Source organism: Candidatus Tisiphia endosymbiont of Micropterix aruncella (assembly GCF_965178575.1).
In the GTDB taxonomy this organism is placed as follows: domain Bacteria; phylum Pseudomonadota; class Alphaproteobacteria; order Rickettsiales; family Rickettsiaceae; genus Tisiphia.
In genome coordinates this window covers 1,120,990-1,137,574 of record NZ_OZ238268.1, presented here as the reverse complement: position 1 = coordinate 1,137,574, position 16,585 = coordinate 1,120,990, and the positions used below count along the sequence as shown (strand labels likewise).

14 protein-coding genes are annotated in these 16,585 nt (G+C 32.5%); 7 read left to right on the top strand and 7 right to left on the bottom strand.

Translation table 11 applies throughout. From position 1 onward, the window contains the following. Positions 1–17: 17 nt before the first annotated feature. A complete protein-coding gene (gene recJ / locus ACN1AG_RS05645; protein WP_417904646.1) occupies positions 18–1,832 on the bottom strand; it encodes a single-stranded-DNA-specific exonuclease RecJ in 1,815 nt (604 codons plus the stop codon). A 15-nt stretch (positions 1,833–1,847) separates the two neighbouring features. Continuing rightward, entirely contained in the window at positions 1,848–4,511 is a 2,664-nt protein-coding gene (mutS, locus tag ACN1AG_RS05640; RefSeq protein ID WP_417904645.1) for a DNA mismatch repair protein MutS, read from the bottom strand. A gap of 663 nt (positions 4,512–5,174) precedes the next feature. Here mutS and ACN1AG_RS05635 point away from each other — a divergent pair. Then, the gene (locus tag ACN1AG_RS05635; RefSeq protein ID WP_417904644.1) at positions 5,175–5,456 is read left to right on the top strand and encodes a hypothetical protein; all 282 of its coding nucleotides are present in this window, start codon (positions 5,175–5,177) and stop codon (positions 5,454–5,456) included. 206 nt (positions 5,457–5,662) lie between these two features. Here ACN1AG_RS05635 and ACN1AG_RS05630 read toward each other — a convergent pair whose 3' ends face one another. The 5 genes from ACN1AG_RS05630 to ACN1AG_RS05610 all read right to left on the bottom strand — a co-directional run bounded on the left by ACN1AG_RS05630 (position 5,663) and on the right by ACN1AG_RS05610 (position 9,240). Next, positions 5,663–5,890, bottom strand: coding sequence for an HU family DNA-binding protein (locus ACN1AG_RS05630; RefSeq protein WP_341753631.1), 228 nt, complete (start codon positions 5,888–5,890; stop codon positions 5,663–5,665). Positions 5,891–5,893: 3 nt separating this feature from the next. Further along, positions 5,894–6,808, bottom strand: coding sequence for a signal peptide peptidase SppA (sppA, locus tag ACN1AG_RS05625; RefSeq protein ID WP_417904643.1), 915 nt, complete (start codon positions 6,806–6,808; stop codon positions 5,894–5,896). A gap of 175 nt (positions 6,809–6,983) precedes the next feature. Further along, the gene (gene smpB, locus ACN1AG_RS05620) at positions 6,984–7,442 is read right to left on the bottom strand and encodes an SsrA-binding protein SmpB (RefSeq protein WP_341758213.1); all 459 of its coding nucleotides are present in this window, start codon (positions 7,440–7,442) and stop codon (positions 6,984–6,986) included. Next, positions 7,429–8,310: a 4-hydroxy-tetrahydrodipicolinate synthase gene (dapA, locus tag ACN1AG_RS05615; RefSeq protein ID WP_417904642.1), complete on the bottom strand. Its 882-nt coding sequence runs from the start codon at positions 8,308–8,310 to the stop codon at positions 7,429–7,431. The genes smpB and dapA overlap by 14 nt, the downstream gene beginning before the upstream one ends. 27 nt (positions 8,311–8,337) lie before the next feature. Further along, positions 8,338–9,240 (bottom strand): branched-chain amino acid transaminase, encoded by a 903-nt coding sequence (locus tag ACN1AG_RS05610; RefSeq protein ID WP_417904641.1) that lies wholly within the window; start codon positions 9,238–9,240, stop codon positions 8,338–8,340. Between the two features lie 53 nt (positions 9,241–9,293). On the opposite strand from ACN1AG_RS05610, the gene ACN1AG_RS05605 reads away from it, so the two are divergent. From ACN1AG_RS05605 to ACN1AG_RS05580, 6 genes are all read left to right on the top strand, one after another. Continuing rightward, positions 9,294–9,974: a response regulator transcription factor gene (locus ACN1AG_RS05605; protein WP_341758210.1), complete on the top strand. Its 681-nt coding sequence runs from the start codon at positions 9,294–9,296 to the stop codon at positions 9,972–9,974. Beyond that, positions 9,958–11,256: an ATP-binding protein gene (locus ACN1AG_RS05600; protein WP_341753637.1), complete on the top strand. Its 1,299-nt coding sequence runs from the start codon at positions 9,958–9,960 to the stop codon at positions 11,254–11,256. The genes ACN1AG_RS05605 and ACN1AG_RS05600 overlap by 17 nt, the downstream gene beginning before the upstream one ends. A 72-nt stretch (positions 11,257–11,328) precedes the next feature. Further along, positions 11,329–11,445, top strand: a complete 117-nt coding sequence (locus ACN1AG_RS05595) for a nuclease (RefSeq protein ID WP_417904640.1) — start codon at positions 11,329–11,331, stop codon at positions 11,443–11,445. Between the two features lie 66 nt (positions 11,446–11,511). Continuing rightward, positions 11,512–13,392, top strand: coding sequence for an LTA synthase family protein (locus ACN1AG_RS05590; protein WP_417904639.1), 1,881 nt, complete (start codon positions 11,512–11,514; stop codon positions 13,390–13,392). 59 nt (positions 13,393–13,451) lie between these two features. Beyond that, positions 13,452–15,467 carry a ComEC/Rec2 family competence protein gene (locus tag ACN1AG_RS05585; RefSeq protein ID WP_417904638.1) on the top strand — a complete coding sequence of 672 codons (2,016 nt, stop codon included), beginning with the start codon at positions 13,452–13,454 and terminating at the stop codon, positions 15,465–15,467. 191 nt (positions 15,468–15,658) lie between these two features. Further along, on the top strand, positions 15,659–16,531 hold the full coding sequence (locus ACN1AG_RS05580; protein WP_417904637.1) for a hypothetical protein: 873 nt from the start codon (positions 15,659–15,661) through the stop codon (positions 16,529–16,531). Positions 16,532–16,585: the final 54 nt, after the last annotated feature.

Below are 16,585 nucleotides of genomic sequence, written 5' to 3'. Positions count from 1 at the left end.
AAAATAGCTAACAAATATTATATTATCAAGTCCTTTATTTGTAATTGAATAGTAATAGATTCTTTCCAGCTATTCATTTTTAATGAACCAATTACAGAAATATTATGTGACTTAATATTAAGTAAAATATTTTCTATAGGACTAGATACACTATTAAACGCAATAGCAGGAAGTACTTTAGAACCAAAAGCTTCCTTAGAAGGAGCAAGCAAACATCTTATATGTTTACCACCGACTATGTCAGCTTTTAACACAAAAAGATTAGAGAATTTAAATATTGGCTCATGATTTCCTTGACCAAATGGTTCGAGTTTACTCAGCTCATCCATTAGCGGCAAATTTACACTACTTGTAGTAAGTTCCGCATCATATTCTTCATAGGCAATGTCATTTTGATTACTAATATCAATCTTAAAGGCGTGATTTAAGAATTCTTGTAACTCTTGTAATTTCTCTTCCAATACTGTAAATCCAGCTGCCATTGCATGTCCCCCGCCAGCTATGATTAAATCTTTAGCCTTGGCATTGATAATTTTACTACCAAAATCAACATTTTTGACAGAACGGCAAGAAGCCTTACCGATTGCATCATTTAAAGCTATAACTGCAACTGGTTTATTAAATTTTTCCTTTAATCTGCCAGCGACAATGCCGATAACACCCGGATGCCATCCTTTACCAACTATAAATAATGAACTATCATTTTCTTGGGTTAAAGCTATTTGAGTAGCTTCCTCTATCATTATCAGCTCTATTACTTTTCGCTCATTATTATGTTTCTCCAACTCCTGTGCAAGTAGATTTGCTTCTATTGCACATTCGGTAGATAAAAGACTAGCACCCAAGGATGATTTACCAACTCTTCCACCGGCATTGATCCTAGGTCCCAACACAAATCCCAAATGATAACAGTTTGGTTTTTCATTTAAACCAGCAATATCACATAAAGTCTTCATGCCTAAATTTTTTCTTTGGCCAAGGATTTTTAATCCTTGAGCAACAAAAGCACGATTTAAGTGAATAAGCTTCATTACATCGCATACTGTTCCAAGTGCGACTAAGTCTAAATATTGCATTAAATTGGGTAGAGTATTGCATTTTAAATATACACTATTTTGTATCGAGCACGAAGCTATATCGGCAAAGAAATTTTGTTTTTTTAACTCGGATAATAAGGCGGTAGCAAATAAAAATGATACTCCTACAGCTGCTAGGTACTTATATCTACTCGTTTCATCGATACGATTCGGGTTAACAACAGCAACAGCGTCAGGCAATATATCACTACTAATGTGATGATCGATAACTATTACATCAAGCTTTACTTGCGATGCATATTTTAGAGCCTCATGTGCCATTGCTCCACAATCAACAGTAATGAGTAGCTCAGTAGCATTATCCTTAATTTTCTGCATAGCAGCTGGGGTTGGTCCATATCCTTCAGCAATTCGGTCTGGAACATAAATATCAGCTTCTTGCCCCAAATCTCTAAATACATTCTTAAGTAGTGATGCAGATGTAGCCCCGTCAACGTCATAATCAGCAAATATACAGATTTTCTGTTTATTTATAATAGCTTCTATAGTCCTATCTACTGCTTTTTGCATATCAAGTAAATGAAAAGGATCTGGCAGTAAATTCTTGAGCTTAGGTGATAAAAAATCTATAGCTTGTGACAAGTTCTCTAAGCGAGGAAATAGAACCCGTGCTAGAAAATCACTGATTCCTAAAGAACGACAAAGTTCTGAAACATCACCTTCGTTTACTGATCGCTGTTGCCAAATTTTTCCATTTACTGAACGTTTGGGTTCTAGCAACTCTGGTAGTATCATGTAAGGTAACCCTATTTAAAAAATTAGTTCCTTTAATTTATAAACCAACTCCAAGGCTTGTTTAGGGGAAAGTTGATCGGGATCGATTTTATTAATTTCTTCTTCTAACTTATTGAATTTTATCTCTTTTTTGCTCTCTACTGGTAAGTTAAATAAACTTAAATTGTTTGATTCGGTATTTAATATATTCTTATTTTTGTACGTTGCGGTTTTTTCTAGTTTTGTTAAAATGTCGTTCGCCCTAATTATAACAGATTTTGGTAGCCCCGCTAAGTAGGCTACATGAATTCCATAAGATTTATCAGCCGCCCCTTCAATAATATTATGCAAAAATAATATTTCTTTTCCTAATTCCTCAATAGCCACCGTATAATTTTGCAAGGCTGGCAAAAAATTACTCATACTGGTTAATTCATGATAATGCGTAGCAAATAAACACCTACATTTGAGATTATCATGAATATATTCAAGCACTGACCAAGCAATTGATACACCATCATAGGTGGAAGTTCCGCGACCAACCTCATCTAATATGACTAAAGAATTTTTAGTAGATTGTGCTAAAATAGCTGATGTTTCAAGCATTTCTACCATAAAAGTCGATTGACCTGCTTGTAAATCGTCCCCTGCTCCTATCCTACTAAATATCTTGTCTACAATACCTATTTTGGCACTTTTAGCCGGCACAAAACTACCAATTTGAGCTAATATGGCTATTAGGGCATTTTGTCGTAAAAAAGTACTTTTACCTGACATATTAGGTCCAGTAATTAACCAAATTCTATTAGCTTCCGATAAAGTACAGTTATTGTGAATAAAGCTTTTTTTATCATTTGATAAACTTTGCTCAACGACTGGGTGACGCCCTTCAATAATCTCAAAGCTCAAATCATTGCTTAAGGTAGGCTTGACATAATTATATTCATCAGCAATATAAGCAAAATTACAAAATACATCAAGCTGACTCAAGGAACAGCTAAGTAATCGTAAGAATATAGCTTTATCAATAACTTGCTGGCATATTTTATTATATAATTCTAGTTCAAGACTAACCGCTAAACTCCTGCTATTAACCATATCGCTTTCTAACTTTTGTAATTCAATAGTAGTATAGCGACTAGCATTAGCAGTTGTTTGTCGGTGAATAAATTTTGATTCGTACATCTTATCACTATGTCTTAGGGTAACTTCAATAAATAACCCAAGGACATTATTATGCGATATTTTTAGGGTGTCGATGCCAGTATCAAGGCGATATACATTTTTTAATTTTTCTACATGTGCTTTGCCATTGTTAATTAAGTCATATAATTCTTGTATTTTAGGATGATAATGATGATTTATTATCCCACCTTCATTGATAGTATTAGGTGCATCCTCTCTAATTGCTTGATCTATTAAGGAATATAACTGTTCATCTCCGGATAGTGGTTTAATTAAGTTCTCTATATAATCTAGTAAATTTAGCCCATAATGGGAAATAAACTCTCCTTTTATTTCCAGTGCAGCATTTAACGTATATTTAATATTTAGCAGATCTCGTCCGCAGCCACGATTCATGGTAATTCTAGCCAAGCAACGTTCTAAATCCCCAGTTTTTTTGAGTAGCTTTTTAATATTTCCTACTAGTTCAATATTTGAATAAAAAAATTCTGTGATATTTTGTCGATAATTTATTTCATCAATATCTATTAGTGGTGTAGATAAAAAGTGATATAGTAAACGACTACCAGCCTTAGTAACTGTGTGATCAATAGTGGCCAGCATACTACCCTTGGTTTTTCCTAATAAATTATTAGTAATTTCCAAATTCCGCCTAGTTGCCGAATCAATAATCATAAAATTATGGTAATTGACCAACAAGGGCAAAGGTAGCGAAGGTATATTTTGCTTTTGCGTTAAAGATAAATACTCTAAGATACTACCAATACTACTTATTTGACATTCAGATATTTCCCCTATGGCTTTTAGATCATTGATTTTATAAAAATCTAAAATAATTTTATGGCATTTTTTAGGAGCAAAAAAACTATCAACTTGATACGAGACACGGAAATGTAATTGGTGCTGAATACTACTAGCTAATTGCTCTCCCTGTAAATTTTCGCTAAGTAAAATCTCTTTAGGCTTAAGACGTGATAGTTCATTTAGAATCTCATCCTGCGGAATTTCTATAACTGAAATTTCTGAAGTGGAAAGATCAACATAACAAATTGACGCCCTGTTTTTTAGCAAAACTAAGCTTGCCAAATAATTAGGTTCGCATGACGAAATTAAAGATTCCTCGGTAATAGTACCTGGGGTGATAATACGCGTTACATCCCTATTTACTACAGCTTTATAGCCACCGCGTTTCTTTGCCTCTTCCGGTGTTTCTAGTTGATCACAAATAGCAACTTTGTAATTTTCTTCAATTAATTTATTTAAATATGTTTCAAGAGCATGATGGGGGACACCACACATAGCAATCTCAGAGTCTCCATTAGACCCTCTTTTGGTAAGAGCAATACCTAAAACTTGGCTGGCAAGAATTGCATCATCAAAAAACATTTCATAAAAATCACCCATCCTAAATAATAGAAGACAATCAAGATTAGCAAATTTGATGTCTAAATATTGTTGCATCATCTTTGTTGATTGATCATAATTATATTTATGGCGAAATTCTTCTAAAGTCATGGATATATTAGTTGTTTGAATTAGATTTGAGTATATACTCAGGTAGAACTCCAAGAATTAAGGTCATCGTACCCTAAAGATATCAACGCACAGCTAGCTCGACTTTACTGCTGCTAGCTCTTCTTGAAGTTATACTATCGTCTACCCACTCTTGAAATTATAGCAGTATATGTTTAGATTCAAAAGAGCTTTTGATTTTAATTTAACCTCAACTATCGATGTAAGAATAATTATTATTCTCTGCACGCTCGATGTCATCCCTGCGAAGGCAGATATCTAAAAATGTTTAAGCACTTAATCCTTGCTACTTCTTTAGACCCCTGCCTACGCAGGGGTGACATCCACAGCTGTCGAAAGTTAGAAGAGGAAGCGGTTTTAGAAGTCATAATGACAGTTTAAAAGTTGTCGGCTTATAACCGCTGTCATTGCGAGAAGGCGTAAGCCGACGAAGCAATCCACTTATGGTTACTTTTTTGGATTGCTTCGTCGACCTACGGTCTTCCTCGCAATGACGTTACCCTATTTAAAACCCCTTCCTCTTCGAACTTTCGACAGTTATGGGTGACATCCCCCACAATAGAGATGATACTGGGTCTAGTATTAACTTGTTACATCGAACTGAGGTTTGATTTACTAATTTGAGTAAGTAAAAAGTCAAAAAATATGCCAAATCCAATAACTTACACAATAGAAAACTTAAGCGATGCACGAGAGTTCTTATCCAAATTCCATGATCCGGTTATTTTAACTAACAAAAGTGGTAGCACGAGATATTACGGTATGCTAGTGTGGGATTATATTTTTAAAAAACTAATTGAAGAATTTCCCCAAATCGTAAAAATTATTGTTAATGTAGGAAACGATCACGCAGCTTTATTTACCGCTATCAAACTTAATTACCAAAATATAGTTTATACTGGTAAATCAGCAAAGGCTAGGAAGTAACCCCAATTCGGGATAAGAATTAACTAATTCTTATCCCGAATTGGCTTTAATATAACCTCGAGTATCGATGTAAGAATAATTATTATTCTCTGCACGCTCGATGTCATCAACATCACCCCTAATGGCGATGATTACTTGAGCCTACTATATTTATTACATCAAACTGAGGCTAAAGTATATAATTATTCCCTTCCTCTTCCAAAAACCTAGCGATGTCCACGATAATAGACAGTTTTATATGACTGCTCACTATTGGGAAATTTGCGCTCCCTAATTGAGAAGCTACCGAAGCCCCTAATTTCAATACGATTTTGCTCAGCGAGGCTAGACTGTAAATAATCAAATACCAAATCTATAGAATCTTTTATATCTTCCTTAGAAAGATAATTAAGTTCCTTAGATATTTTATCCACTAAATCAGACTTTCTTGCCATAAATTAAAAAACTGCCTTTATCCCTTGAAATTTATTTTTAAAAAAACTTGGTAAAACACTATCAAAATCCTCCATAATAATTTCAAGAAATTTTGATTTCGGTTTTATTTTAAATTCTTTTACCTTCAAATCTTTATCAATTTTTTTGACTTCCTGTAACCATTTAATCGCATCATCCTCAGAACCCACAGCATCAACAAGTTTTAGTTTCAAAGCTTGGCGACCAGAATATATCCGACCATCAGCTATTTTTTTAACTTCTTCAATTGCTAATCCCCTTCTTAAAGCAACGAGTTCAATAAAATAATCATAAGTATCCTGTACATTAGACATTATAGCCTGACGAACAGCTTCTGTAACTTTTTCAGTAGGATTAGGAGCGGCTTTTAATTCCCCTGATTTAAAATTATTGAAGGTAATACCTAGTGTCTTTGCTAAATCTGTGACTTCTAGAGTTTGGAAAATCACACCAATTGAGCCAGTAATCGTTCCATTATGACTAATTATGTAATCCCCTCCTAATGATATCAAATATCCTCCACTCGCTGCCAATGTACCCATAACAATCACTACCGGTTTTTTTGCTGATATTTTTCTGAGTATATTGTAAATTTTCTCTGATCCAACCACAGTTCCACCAGGAGAATTGACATTGACAATTAGAGCATTAATCTTATCATCATCAATGATTTTCTCCAATCTTTTATCACGTTTTGTGTCCTCAAAAATTATATCTTCTATTGAAACTGTAGCTATATAGTTACTATTAGTAGTTACATATTCAGAACTTGTCAAATCAAATTTCTTAATCATCACAACAATTAAAACTATAAACATTAAAATTGTTGCTAACTTCCACAACCTTAATTTTAATTTATTTTGCTTTCTTTCAATTATGTAGTCAGGAGTTATTGTCATTAACTTTACCTATTTGTTTATATGGAAGTATAATGGGTGCTTTAGTCTCTAAGAAGCCAAGGTACTGTGCTAGTTTTTGGTAAGTCTCCCAAAGAACTGGGTAATAAACTTTGATATTCTCAAAAACTTTTCTTACATCTTGCCATTTGTAAACATACGATGTATTATTTTCACCCTATTTCGCACGCATAATCCGCCCCTGATCCCTCTTCCAATCTTGTTCTTTAATAGACTGTCTTTTATCATGTAATTTTTTACCTTTTGCTATGCCTAACTCAACTTTTACTTTATTTTTTTTATTGAAATATAAAGAAAGAGCAACAAGAGTGTAGCCTTTTAGGCGAATTTTACCAATTATTTTCTTTATTTCACTAGAATTAAGAAGCAACTTACGTGTCCTTCTAGTCGAATGATTAAATCTGTTAGCTTTGTCATATTCCGCAATATGGCAATTATATAAAAACACTTCATTTGCCGAATTTTCTGCATGACTATCTTCTATACTAGCTTTTCCTTGACGCAGCGATTTAACTTCACTCCCGGTTAATATTATGCCAGCTTCAATTTTTTCTTCAATAAAGTAATTGAAATATGCTTTTTTATTTTGTGCTATTATTTTCTTATATTCCGACATAGTCCATAGCTTTATTTATTTTCTCCTCAGTAGCTTTGCTAACTGAAGTTAAAGGAAGCCTTAACTCATTAGCACATAATCCCAATCTTGCAGCAGCATATTTTACTGGTATTGGGTTTGTTTCTACAAATAATGCTTTATATAAGGGTAGTAATTGCTGCTCTATTCGCAGAGCTTCTTTATAATTACCAGCATAACAATTATCCTGTAATTTCTTGCACAAACTAGGTGCTATATTAGAGGCAACAGAAACGCACCCTACTCCCGAGTGAACATTATAAGATAAAGCTATTCCATCATTACCACACAATAAGTTAAAATCTTTGCTTACAGCATCCTTAATTCTCAAAGGACGTTCTAAATCAGTACCTGCATCTTTAAAAGCTACAATACGTGGTAGTTTACTGAGCCTAACTATCGTATCATATGAAAAGTCAACCACAGTTCTACTAGGTACTGAATACAGCATTATGGGCAAATTACTTACATTATGTATAGCTTCAAAATGTAAATAAATTCCTTCTTGCATAGGTTTTACGTAAGAAGGAATACTACACATAAGCCCATCAACAGGAATTTTTGTACATATTTTTATCATATCTATGGCTATACTGGTAGTAATAGCACAGCAACCTGCTATTACTTGGGTACGGTTTTTAGTAATTTCTACAGCCATTTCTAACAAAGATTGATATTCCTGTAAACTTAAGCTAGACCCCTCACCAGTAGAACCAGCAATCACTACTCCATCAACTTTATTATCAATTTGATAGTTAAGTATTTTCTCCAAAGAGACAAAATCTAATTTATTATCCTTAAAAGGGGTTATAATGGCTGTAATAAGCCCTTTAAATATATTATTGTTCATCTTGCATCAGTTCCATTATATCACTATTTACCTACGCACTAAGCTATTATATTCTTTTTTTAACAAATTAGTAATTTTACTATCTTCAAAGATAATATTTTGATCACCACGGTTAATCGATTTAATCCCCTTAACTTCTGCAGCTGTACCAGTCATAAAACATTCATTAAACTCCCCTAACCTATCTAGAGTTATGTACTCTTCCTTAACCTCAAGATTTAACTCTTTAGCAAGTTTTATAACTGTTTGACGCGTTATGCCATTTAAAAAACTATCAGCTATCGGTGTAAATAATTGCTCTCCTTTAACAAAAAAGATATTTGTAGTAGTACATTCAGCAATAAATCCTCGCCAATCTAATAGAATTGCATCATCATAACCCAAAGACTTAGCTTCTTTTTGGCATACTATCATCATATTGTAATGTCCTGACGATTTACACTGCGGCGGCAGCGAGTTTGGATGACATTTCCGCCAACGTGCAATATGCAAACTTAAAGCATCAGAAGGTCTAGGAGTTGATGGAATAGCAGCAATTAATAAATTAACTGATAAATTTACATTAGTTAGATTAAGAGATTCACTACCATACCAAATTAAAGGACGAACATACGCATCTTTAATATTATTTTTTTCTATAAGTAAGTGATGGGCTTTTATAATGTCTTCAAAACTATATGGCATTTCCATAGCTAAAGTTTGTGCCGATTCTATCAAACGCTGCGTATGTTCTTCTAATTTAAAAATTTTTCCATCGTAGGCTTTTTCTCCTTCAAAAACTCCACCAGAATAATGTAAACTATGAGTAAGAACATCTACTTTAGCTTCCTGCCAAGCAATAAAATTACCGTTAATCCAAATATAACCTGATAATTGTTTAAGGTTTCTAGGCCGCTCTTCTACAATTATATTTTCTTGTGTTATTATCATTGTCAACCTTCCATTATTCAGTTAGTATAACCTCAAATACCGAAACTTTATTTATGCAAAGCCCTAAGCCTCACATTCTTGTAGTCGATGATGATACTCGAATACAAAAACTTTTAAAACAGTTTTTGTATAAAAACGACTTTTTAGTATCAACAGCAGCTTCTGTCCAAGAAGCTGAGGAACTATTAAAATCCTCTATTTATGACTTAATTATTCTAGACGTTATGTTGCCGAATGTTACAGGGCTTGATTTTGCCCATACTATAAGATCAAGTAAAAACCTTATACCAATTGTTATGCTAACTGCACTATCACAACCAAGTGATCGTATCAAGGGATTAGAATCCGGTGCATCTGATTATCTAACCAAACCTTTCGAACCGAAAGAATTATTACTCAGGATTAATAACCTATTAAATAGCTATAATAATTATAAAAAACAAGATAAAATCAAGCGATTAGGCAATAATTATTATAATTTAGAATCAAAGGAATTTATAAAAAATAATCAACTTGTACAATTGAGTTCTACAGAACAAAAATTGCTAGAAGTATTATTAAAACATAATGGACAAGAAATGAAACGTGATGAGTTGTCAAAAATAATGGGAGGACTTAGCCCTCGCTCTATCGACGTACAAATTGTCAGAATAAGAAGTAAGATTGAAGATGACCCTAAAGAACCAAAATATCTAAAAACCATTCGGAATAGCGGTTATGCTATCTATACATAAACTTATACCACAAACTTTACTGGCTAGATTTGTTCTCATCATTATTGTTCCAACATTAATAGGACAAATTCTAGCAGTGTTTTTGTTCTATGATCGTCACTGGTATAATGTCTCTTACTATACTAGCAATATTATTGCTAATGAGATTATTTCCCTTCTTGAACAAGACGACAATAATCTATTAGAAAAAAACACAACAGAAACAAATTATTTAAATTTGTCGTATCAGTTTCATCAAGAATTAAACTTGCCACGCAAACAACCTAGAATTAGTGAAGAATTAGAGATTTTTAAAAATATTATTAACGTAAAAATTAATAAGAAAAATATAGTAAAGATTAATGATTCAAAAAGAATTGAAGTATTATTCCAATTAACCGATGGTTTACTAAAAATAACTTTCCCCGCAAAATTATTGATGAATCCAACTGCTTACATTTTTGTTCTATGGTTAATCTTCTTAACTATTTTACTACTTTCTGTCTCCTTAATCTTCTCTAAAAAGCAAATTAACTCTATTTTAACTCTTGCAGATGCTGCTGATCAATTCGGACAAGGAATCACAAGATTACCAACATTTAAACCTTCTGGTGCAAAAGAAATCAAAAAGGCTGGTATTGCTTTTCTGAAAATGAAAGAACGAATTGAACAACAAATTTCTAAAAGAACTAGAATGCTGGCACAGATTTCGCATGACTTATGTACTCCCCTAACTAGAATGAAGTTACAACTGGAGTTAATGAAAGAATCTGAGGAAACAGAAGGTCTTAAGGAAGATATACTTACCATGCAACAAATGATAAAATCATACCTTGACTTTGCTAAGGGTGAAAATGGTGAAGAAGCTCAAATAATTGAATTATCTTCTTGGCTGTCTACTATCATAAATAAATGGCCTGTTGCCAATATTGAGCTGCTTGCAACAAAGCAGATAACAGCACAAATCAAGCCTATCAACTTTGAACGTGCAATATCTAACGTAATAAGTAATGCTATAAAATATTCTACAAAAATAAAAATTACTGTATGCTCTACCTCTACTAACGTAATAATAAAAATTGAAGATAACGGTATTGGCATAAAGGATGCAGAGAAATTATTAGTGTTTAAAGCATTTTATCGTTCAGATAAGTCACGCCCACTTAATAATTCAGGTAATGTTGGACTTGGTCTTGCTATTACTAAAGAAATAATCATTGATCATAATGGAACAATATCCTTGCAGGATAGTAAAATTCTAGGTGGTTTATTGGTTGAAATTTCACTACCTCTAATAACATGAATTCGATGCTCAAAGGTTTTACTTCACGGTATAATTGTATAATATTTAGTCTTTTATAAAACCTTAGATACAATGAATACTGCTATTGTTAGAGAAAAACAAATTAAAGCTAGAAGCAGAGCTAAAAAGTTACAATTAATTGAGATAATGAATCCAGGATGGCATGACTTATATGAAGATATTGTTTAACCGATTTTTCTTGGATTGCTTCGTCGACCTTAGGACCTCCTCGCAATGACGTTAATTTAGATATATATGATAAAAACACTACTACATTTTCCTATTGTTAGAATTTACCTAATATTTCAGTTTATTACTCGTATTCTATTAAGCTCATATGCTTTATGGCAACAACAAATAACCATATCTGATCTAGTATCAACTTTTGTTATTGGTACATTCAATGATCTAATATCTCTTTGTTATTTTTTACCAGTAATGTCGCTTGTTATCATTGGCTTCTACAAGTTATTGGGTCGGTATAAATTTTTGTATGTAAGCTGCTCTTTTATCGCTTATTTTTGTACTATTGCACTACTAATATTTATTGCCATCGCAGAGATTACTTTTTGGGATGAGTTCGGCGTTAGATTTAATTTTATTGCTGTAGATTATCTAATTTATACTCATGAAATCATTGGTACTGTAAAAGAGTCTTTGCCCTATATAGAAATATTACTAGGCATTATAATTATTACACTACTGATTGTTTTTTTCTTGAGAACATACATAATTGATCAAGCAAGTACTCTAAATGGCAAGAAACATATTTTTTGTGTGATAATGCTATTTTTGTTTAGCCTACTTGCTTTTAATTTTTATAACCCTAATAAAATTGCTTTTAATTATAATAAATATGCTATCGAGCTTGCTAAAAACGGTCCATATGAGTTCTGCTCTGCCTATTTTAATAATAGCTTGGACTATAATAGTTTTTATCCAGTAATTGATAAAAAGCGGGCTTTAGATATTGTCCACTCCAATTTATCGAAAGATAAACAAATATTTTTAAACGATGCTACTATAGAACGAAATATCAGAGCTAATTCTTCTAATAATAAAAAATATAATATTATTTTTATTACTGTCGAGAGTCTGAGTAGCGAATTCATGGGTAAATTTGGCAATCAACAAAATATTACTCCAAATTTAGATAGATTAGCTGATGAAAGCATATTTTTTACCAATCTATATGCAGTAGGAACTAGAACAGTAAGAGGTTTGGAAGCTATTACTTTATCAGTACCACCAACTCCTGGTTCTTCCATTATTCGTAGGCCTGATAACCAATCGCTATTTAATATAGGTACTATTTTTAAGAATGAAGGTTATGTTATTAACTTCATATTTGGTGGCTATAGTTACTTCGATAATTTTGCAAATTATTTTCATGGTAATGGTTATAATATAGTTGATCGAGGTAATCTGAAATCAAATGAAATAAGTTTCTCCAATATTTGGGGAGTAGCTGATGAGGATATACTAATAAAATCACTAGAGTTAGCCGATCAAAGTCATAAGGAAGGCAAACCCTTCTTCTCATTAATTATGACTGTCTCTAACCATCGTCCTTATACTTTCACCGAAGGTAGAATTGATTTGCCATCTGGTAGTGGACGTAATGCAGCTGTTAAATACACTGACTATGCTATTGGTAAGTTTCTTGAATTAGCAAAAACTCGCCCTTGGTTTAATAATACTATCTTTGTTATTACTGCTGATCATTGTGCATCAAGTGCTGGTAAAACTGATTTGCCTATTAACAAATATCATATACCTCTATTAATATATGCTCCTAATATATTAAAACCACAGATAATTGATAGTTTAGCCAGTCAAATTGACATTGCTCCTACTATTTTTGGATTATTAAATTTCTCGTATAATAGTAAGTTCTTCGGTCAAGATATATTAAGCATGCCGGCAAACAGAGCTTTTATCAGCACTTATCAATTGCTTGGTTTTATGAAAGAGCATCACTTAGTTATCTTACGACCACAGGAGAAACCAAAAACTTATAAATTAGTTGGTAAAGATAAAATAGAGACTGAAAATATTCCTAACTTAGTAGAAGAAGCTATTAGTTTTTATCAGATAGCTCATGATTTATATATTCAGGGTGAAATGAGGGAATAGATTTCTTGAATTACATCTAATAGTAGCTTATTTTAAATAAAAATCTACTATTAGATGTAATGACCCTAAGAGATTATAAATTAATTTTTAAGCTTGCCAAAAGCATTTTAGAACAAGAATATCACAATCTCAGCCTTTGGTATTTCGTTAGTTTCATTTATGGTATCGTTATTTATTTTACTTTAAGTAACGAACCTTCCTTTATATCTATTCTAGCTATTTTTACAATTTCTTTATCACTAATAATCTTAAGAAATAACATATTTGGGCGATTTATTTCGGGCATAATTATCGCTTTTTCATGTGGTATGTTAGTGGGCAAATATCGTATATCAAATTCACATGTTGTTAGCATTAAAAAGCCGATAATTTCACAAATAGGTGGCACTATAGAATCGATGAAACCGACCACTCATGGTATGCAGGTTATATTATATCAGGTAAAAATTCAAAAACTTAAGCAGGTTTTACAAAAAGTAAGGATAAGCATGCCAGCAAAATATGCTCAGGAAATTAATATTAACGATAGTATTAACCTAGTGGCTCAGCTTTATAAGCCTCAAAGTAGTATCCTACCTAGTGGTTATGACTTTGGCTTTTATGCGTATTTGGCGGATATTAACGCCACTGGCTATGCACTATCACCCCCCAAAATTATAGCACATAGTAATCTCTACACTAATAGTTTTATCTATAAAATTAAAAAAAATATTTACAACCGCCTAATCCAAATACTTGGTCCTATTAAAGGTAATTTCGCCGCAGCAATATTACTAGGAGAAAGCAAAGCCATCGATAGAAAATTAATGAAAGAAATGAGACAAAGCGGTATATCTCACATACTTTGCGTCTCTGGTTTACATTTGTCATTGGTAGCTATGCTGTTTTTCATATCAGCAAGATTCTTATTAAATCTATCAAATTATATTGCTTATAATTACAACATAAAGTCAATTGCAGCAATTTGTTCTTTAATAGGCAGTTATGGTTATTTGGAACTAAGTGGCATGCAAATTGCTGCCACAAGGGCATTCATTATGACGGCAATTTTTATTTATGCAGTTATGATAGGACGGAAGCCCTACCCCCTAAGATCCCTCGCGATTGCGGCTTTCATAATATTATCGATAAATCCCGAATATATATTTCACCCAAGCTTCCAATTATCTTTTGTGGCAGTATTATCGCTAACTGCTGGTTACGAATTTTATATAAGAAATCAATGGATTTTAGGTGAAAGCAAGGGCATCTTTTCTTCCATAAAATTTTATATTGCCTCTAATATTTATTCAAGCTTCCTTGCAAGTATAGTAACCGCTCCTGTGGTAATAAACCAATTTTATACATTTCCTACTTATTCTATTCCCATGAACCTTATTGCTGTACCGATAATGTCTTTCTTTCTGATGCCGTTATCTATTATCTCATTATTCTTAATGATATTTGGTATAGATCAATATTGTTTAAAATTAATAGGTTTTTTCATTAATATAATTATTGCAGCAGTGAAATTTACTAATACCTTACCATTATCAGTATGGTATTTTGGTTATATAACCAAAATTAGTTTAATTACTTTCTTATTTGGATTTTTTTGGACTTGTTTATGGAGAACAAAGTGGCATTTTTTAGGTCTGATTATAATGATTATATCTGTAATCTTAATGCTAAATTCTCCTAAACCTAATTTCATATTTGATATAAATTTAAATGCTATTGGTATAAAAAATAACAATGGTGAACTTGACATTTATGTGAATGAGATACCAGAGTTTAAACGTATATATTGGGCTAACTGGTTTGGTCAAAAGGATGCTAAAATATTTCCTATAGAAAAAAATATTTTTACTTCCGATGGATACACTATTTTGATAAACTATAAGCCAATTGCTCCAAATAAAATATGTGAAAATGTCGATATATATATTAACATGTCAAGTAGAAACCAATGTAAAGGTAACAAAATTACTATTACTAGAGAATTTTTAAGAGAGTTTGAAGTAATAATGATATTTTGTAATCAGCATGAATGTACAATTGAAACAAATAATAAAAAAAGATTTAGTTTTCAATAAAATTATTACAAACTACTATAATGTTAGTTATTATGGGTATATACTCGAATGATCCTACGAATTGGATTTGAAAATGAGGGGCGAGCGAACTAGGTGTACATTTAGTACATGAGTACGCAAGTTCCTGATATTTTCAAAAAACAATTCGTAGGATCATTCGAGTATACCCTCATTCCTAGCTAAAAGCGGGAATGACATCAAACGTAATTAAAGATATTTTTATGCCCAAATTAGAGAAGTTTAAATCAGATATAGCTAATATTATTGGTGAACCAAAGGAAGGCTTTGTAAAGGATATAGATAGGTTCAAAAGTCTACTCAACTTTAGCTTTGATTCGAAATATACTCCTGAACTTGCTGAAGCTATGGAAAGCATGGGAATAGAGAAAGAAGTAAAAATACAGGTGTCGTTGGATGATGACACAACAAATGTACTTTCACAAACTGTTGAAGCTACTGACCAGAAATTTGGTGAATTTAAAGGCAATATTAGCACCACCCTTAATGCTCATGGTGAACTTGCTAAAGGATATTCTGCCGAATATGTTAAAGGACAACCTAATTTAGATAAATTTGGCCAACAAGCTAAACAAATGGATACATTGATAGAAGAGTTTCCACATAAATCCTTACAAGAAACTGAACAAATTGAAACAATTGCAACTATAGGAGCTGGTACAGAAAAAATGTATTCGGCATTGGAATTTTCACCGGCTGATCCAATGCATGTTAGAACCATTACAGATTTAGGTACAAAACTGAGGCATTATATTAAATCATTTGCTAAATCACCTGAGGAACAGAAAGAGGCTTTTATTGAAAATGGTGCTGGGACAATCCAAGCTATTGATAAAGCAAATAGAAGTGATGGATTGCAAACTAGTAAGACTGCATTAGAAAAGATATTAAGCAAACTTGAGAGTACAGCCGGATCTCAAATATATCACCGTCTGAGAAAAACTCTCAATAAAAACGATATATCTATGGGAGATGGTAGTAGTACTATTAAACCCAATACTACCCCTTCTAACACAAAGCATTCTAATAAAGATAAAGGACGGTAGATTCCCGCCTACACGGGAATGACAGCTCTAGGTAGTAACTACAACTGTAGTATT

What these genes read in the sequence shown, in the direction of transcription:
- smpB (WP_341758213.1), bottom strand. Translation starts at nt 7,442, where the DNA reads ATGTCGGAATATAAGAAAATAATAGCACAAAATAAAAAAGCATATTTC.
- ACN1AG_RS05590 (WP_417904639.1), top strand. Translation starts at nt 11,512, where the DNA reads ATGATAAAAACACTACTACATTTTCCTATTGTTAGAATTTACCTAATA.
- ACN1AG_RS05630 (WP_341753631.1), bottom strand. Translation starts at nt 5,890, where the DNA reads ATGGCAAGAAAGTCTGATTTAGTGGATAAAATATCTAAGGAACTTAAT.
- dapA (WP_417904642.1), bottom strand. Translation starts at nt 8,310, where the DNA reads ATGAACAATAATATATTTAAAGGGCTTATTACAGCCATTATAACCCCT.
- mutS (WP_417904645.1), bottom strand. Translation starts at nt 4,511, where the DNA reads ATGACTTTAGAAGAATTTCGCCATAAATATAATTATGATCAATCAACA.
- ACN1AG_RS05635 (WP_417904644.1), top strand. Translation starts at nt 5,175, where the DNA reads ATGCCAAATCCAATAACTTACACAATAGAAAACTTAAGCGATGCACGA.
- ACN1AG_RS05605 (WP_341758210.1), top strand. Translation starts at nt 9,294, where the DNA reads ATGCAAAGCCCTAAGCCTCACATTCTTGTAGTCGATGATGATACTCGA.
- ACN1AG_RS05600 (WP_341753637.1), top strand. Translation starts at nt 9,958, where the DNA reads ATGCTATCTATACATAAACTTATACCACAAACTTTACTGGCTAGATTT.
- ACN1AG_RS05585 (WP_417904638.1), top strand. Translation starts at nt 13,452, where the DNA reads ATGACCCTAAGAGATTATAAATTAATTTTTAAGCTTGCCAAAAGCATT.
- ACN1AG_RS05610 (WP_417904641.1), bottom strand. Translation starts at nt 9,240, where the DNA reads ATGATAATAACACAAGAAAATATAATTGTAGAAGAGCGGCCTAGAAAC.
- ACN1AG_RS05580 (WP_417904637.1), top strand. Translation starts at nt 15,659, where the DNA reads ATGACATCAAACGTAATTAAAGATATTTTTATGCCCAAATTAGAGAAG.
- recJ (WP_417904646.1), bottom strand. Translation starts at nt 1,832, where the DNA reads ATGATACTACCAGAGTTGCTAGAACCCAAACGTTCAGTAAATGGAAAA.
- ACN1AG_RS05595 (WP_417904640.1), top strand. Translation starts at nt 11,329, where the DNA reads ATGAATACTGCTATTGTTAGAGAAAAACAAATTAAAGCTAGAAGCAGA.
- sppA (WP_417904643.1), bottom strand. Translation starts at nt 6,808, where the DNA reads ATGACAATAACTCCTGACTACATAATTGAAAGAAAGCAAAATAAATTA.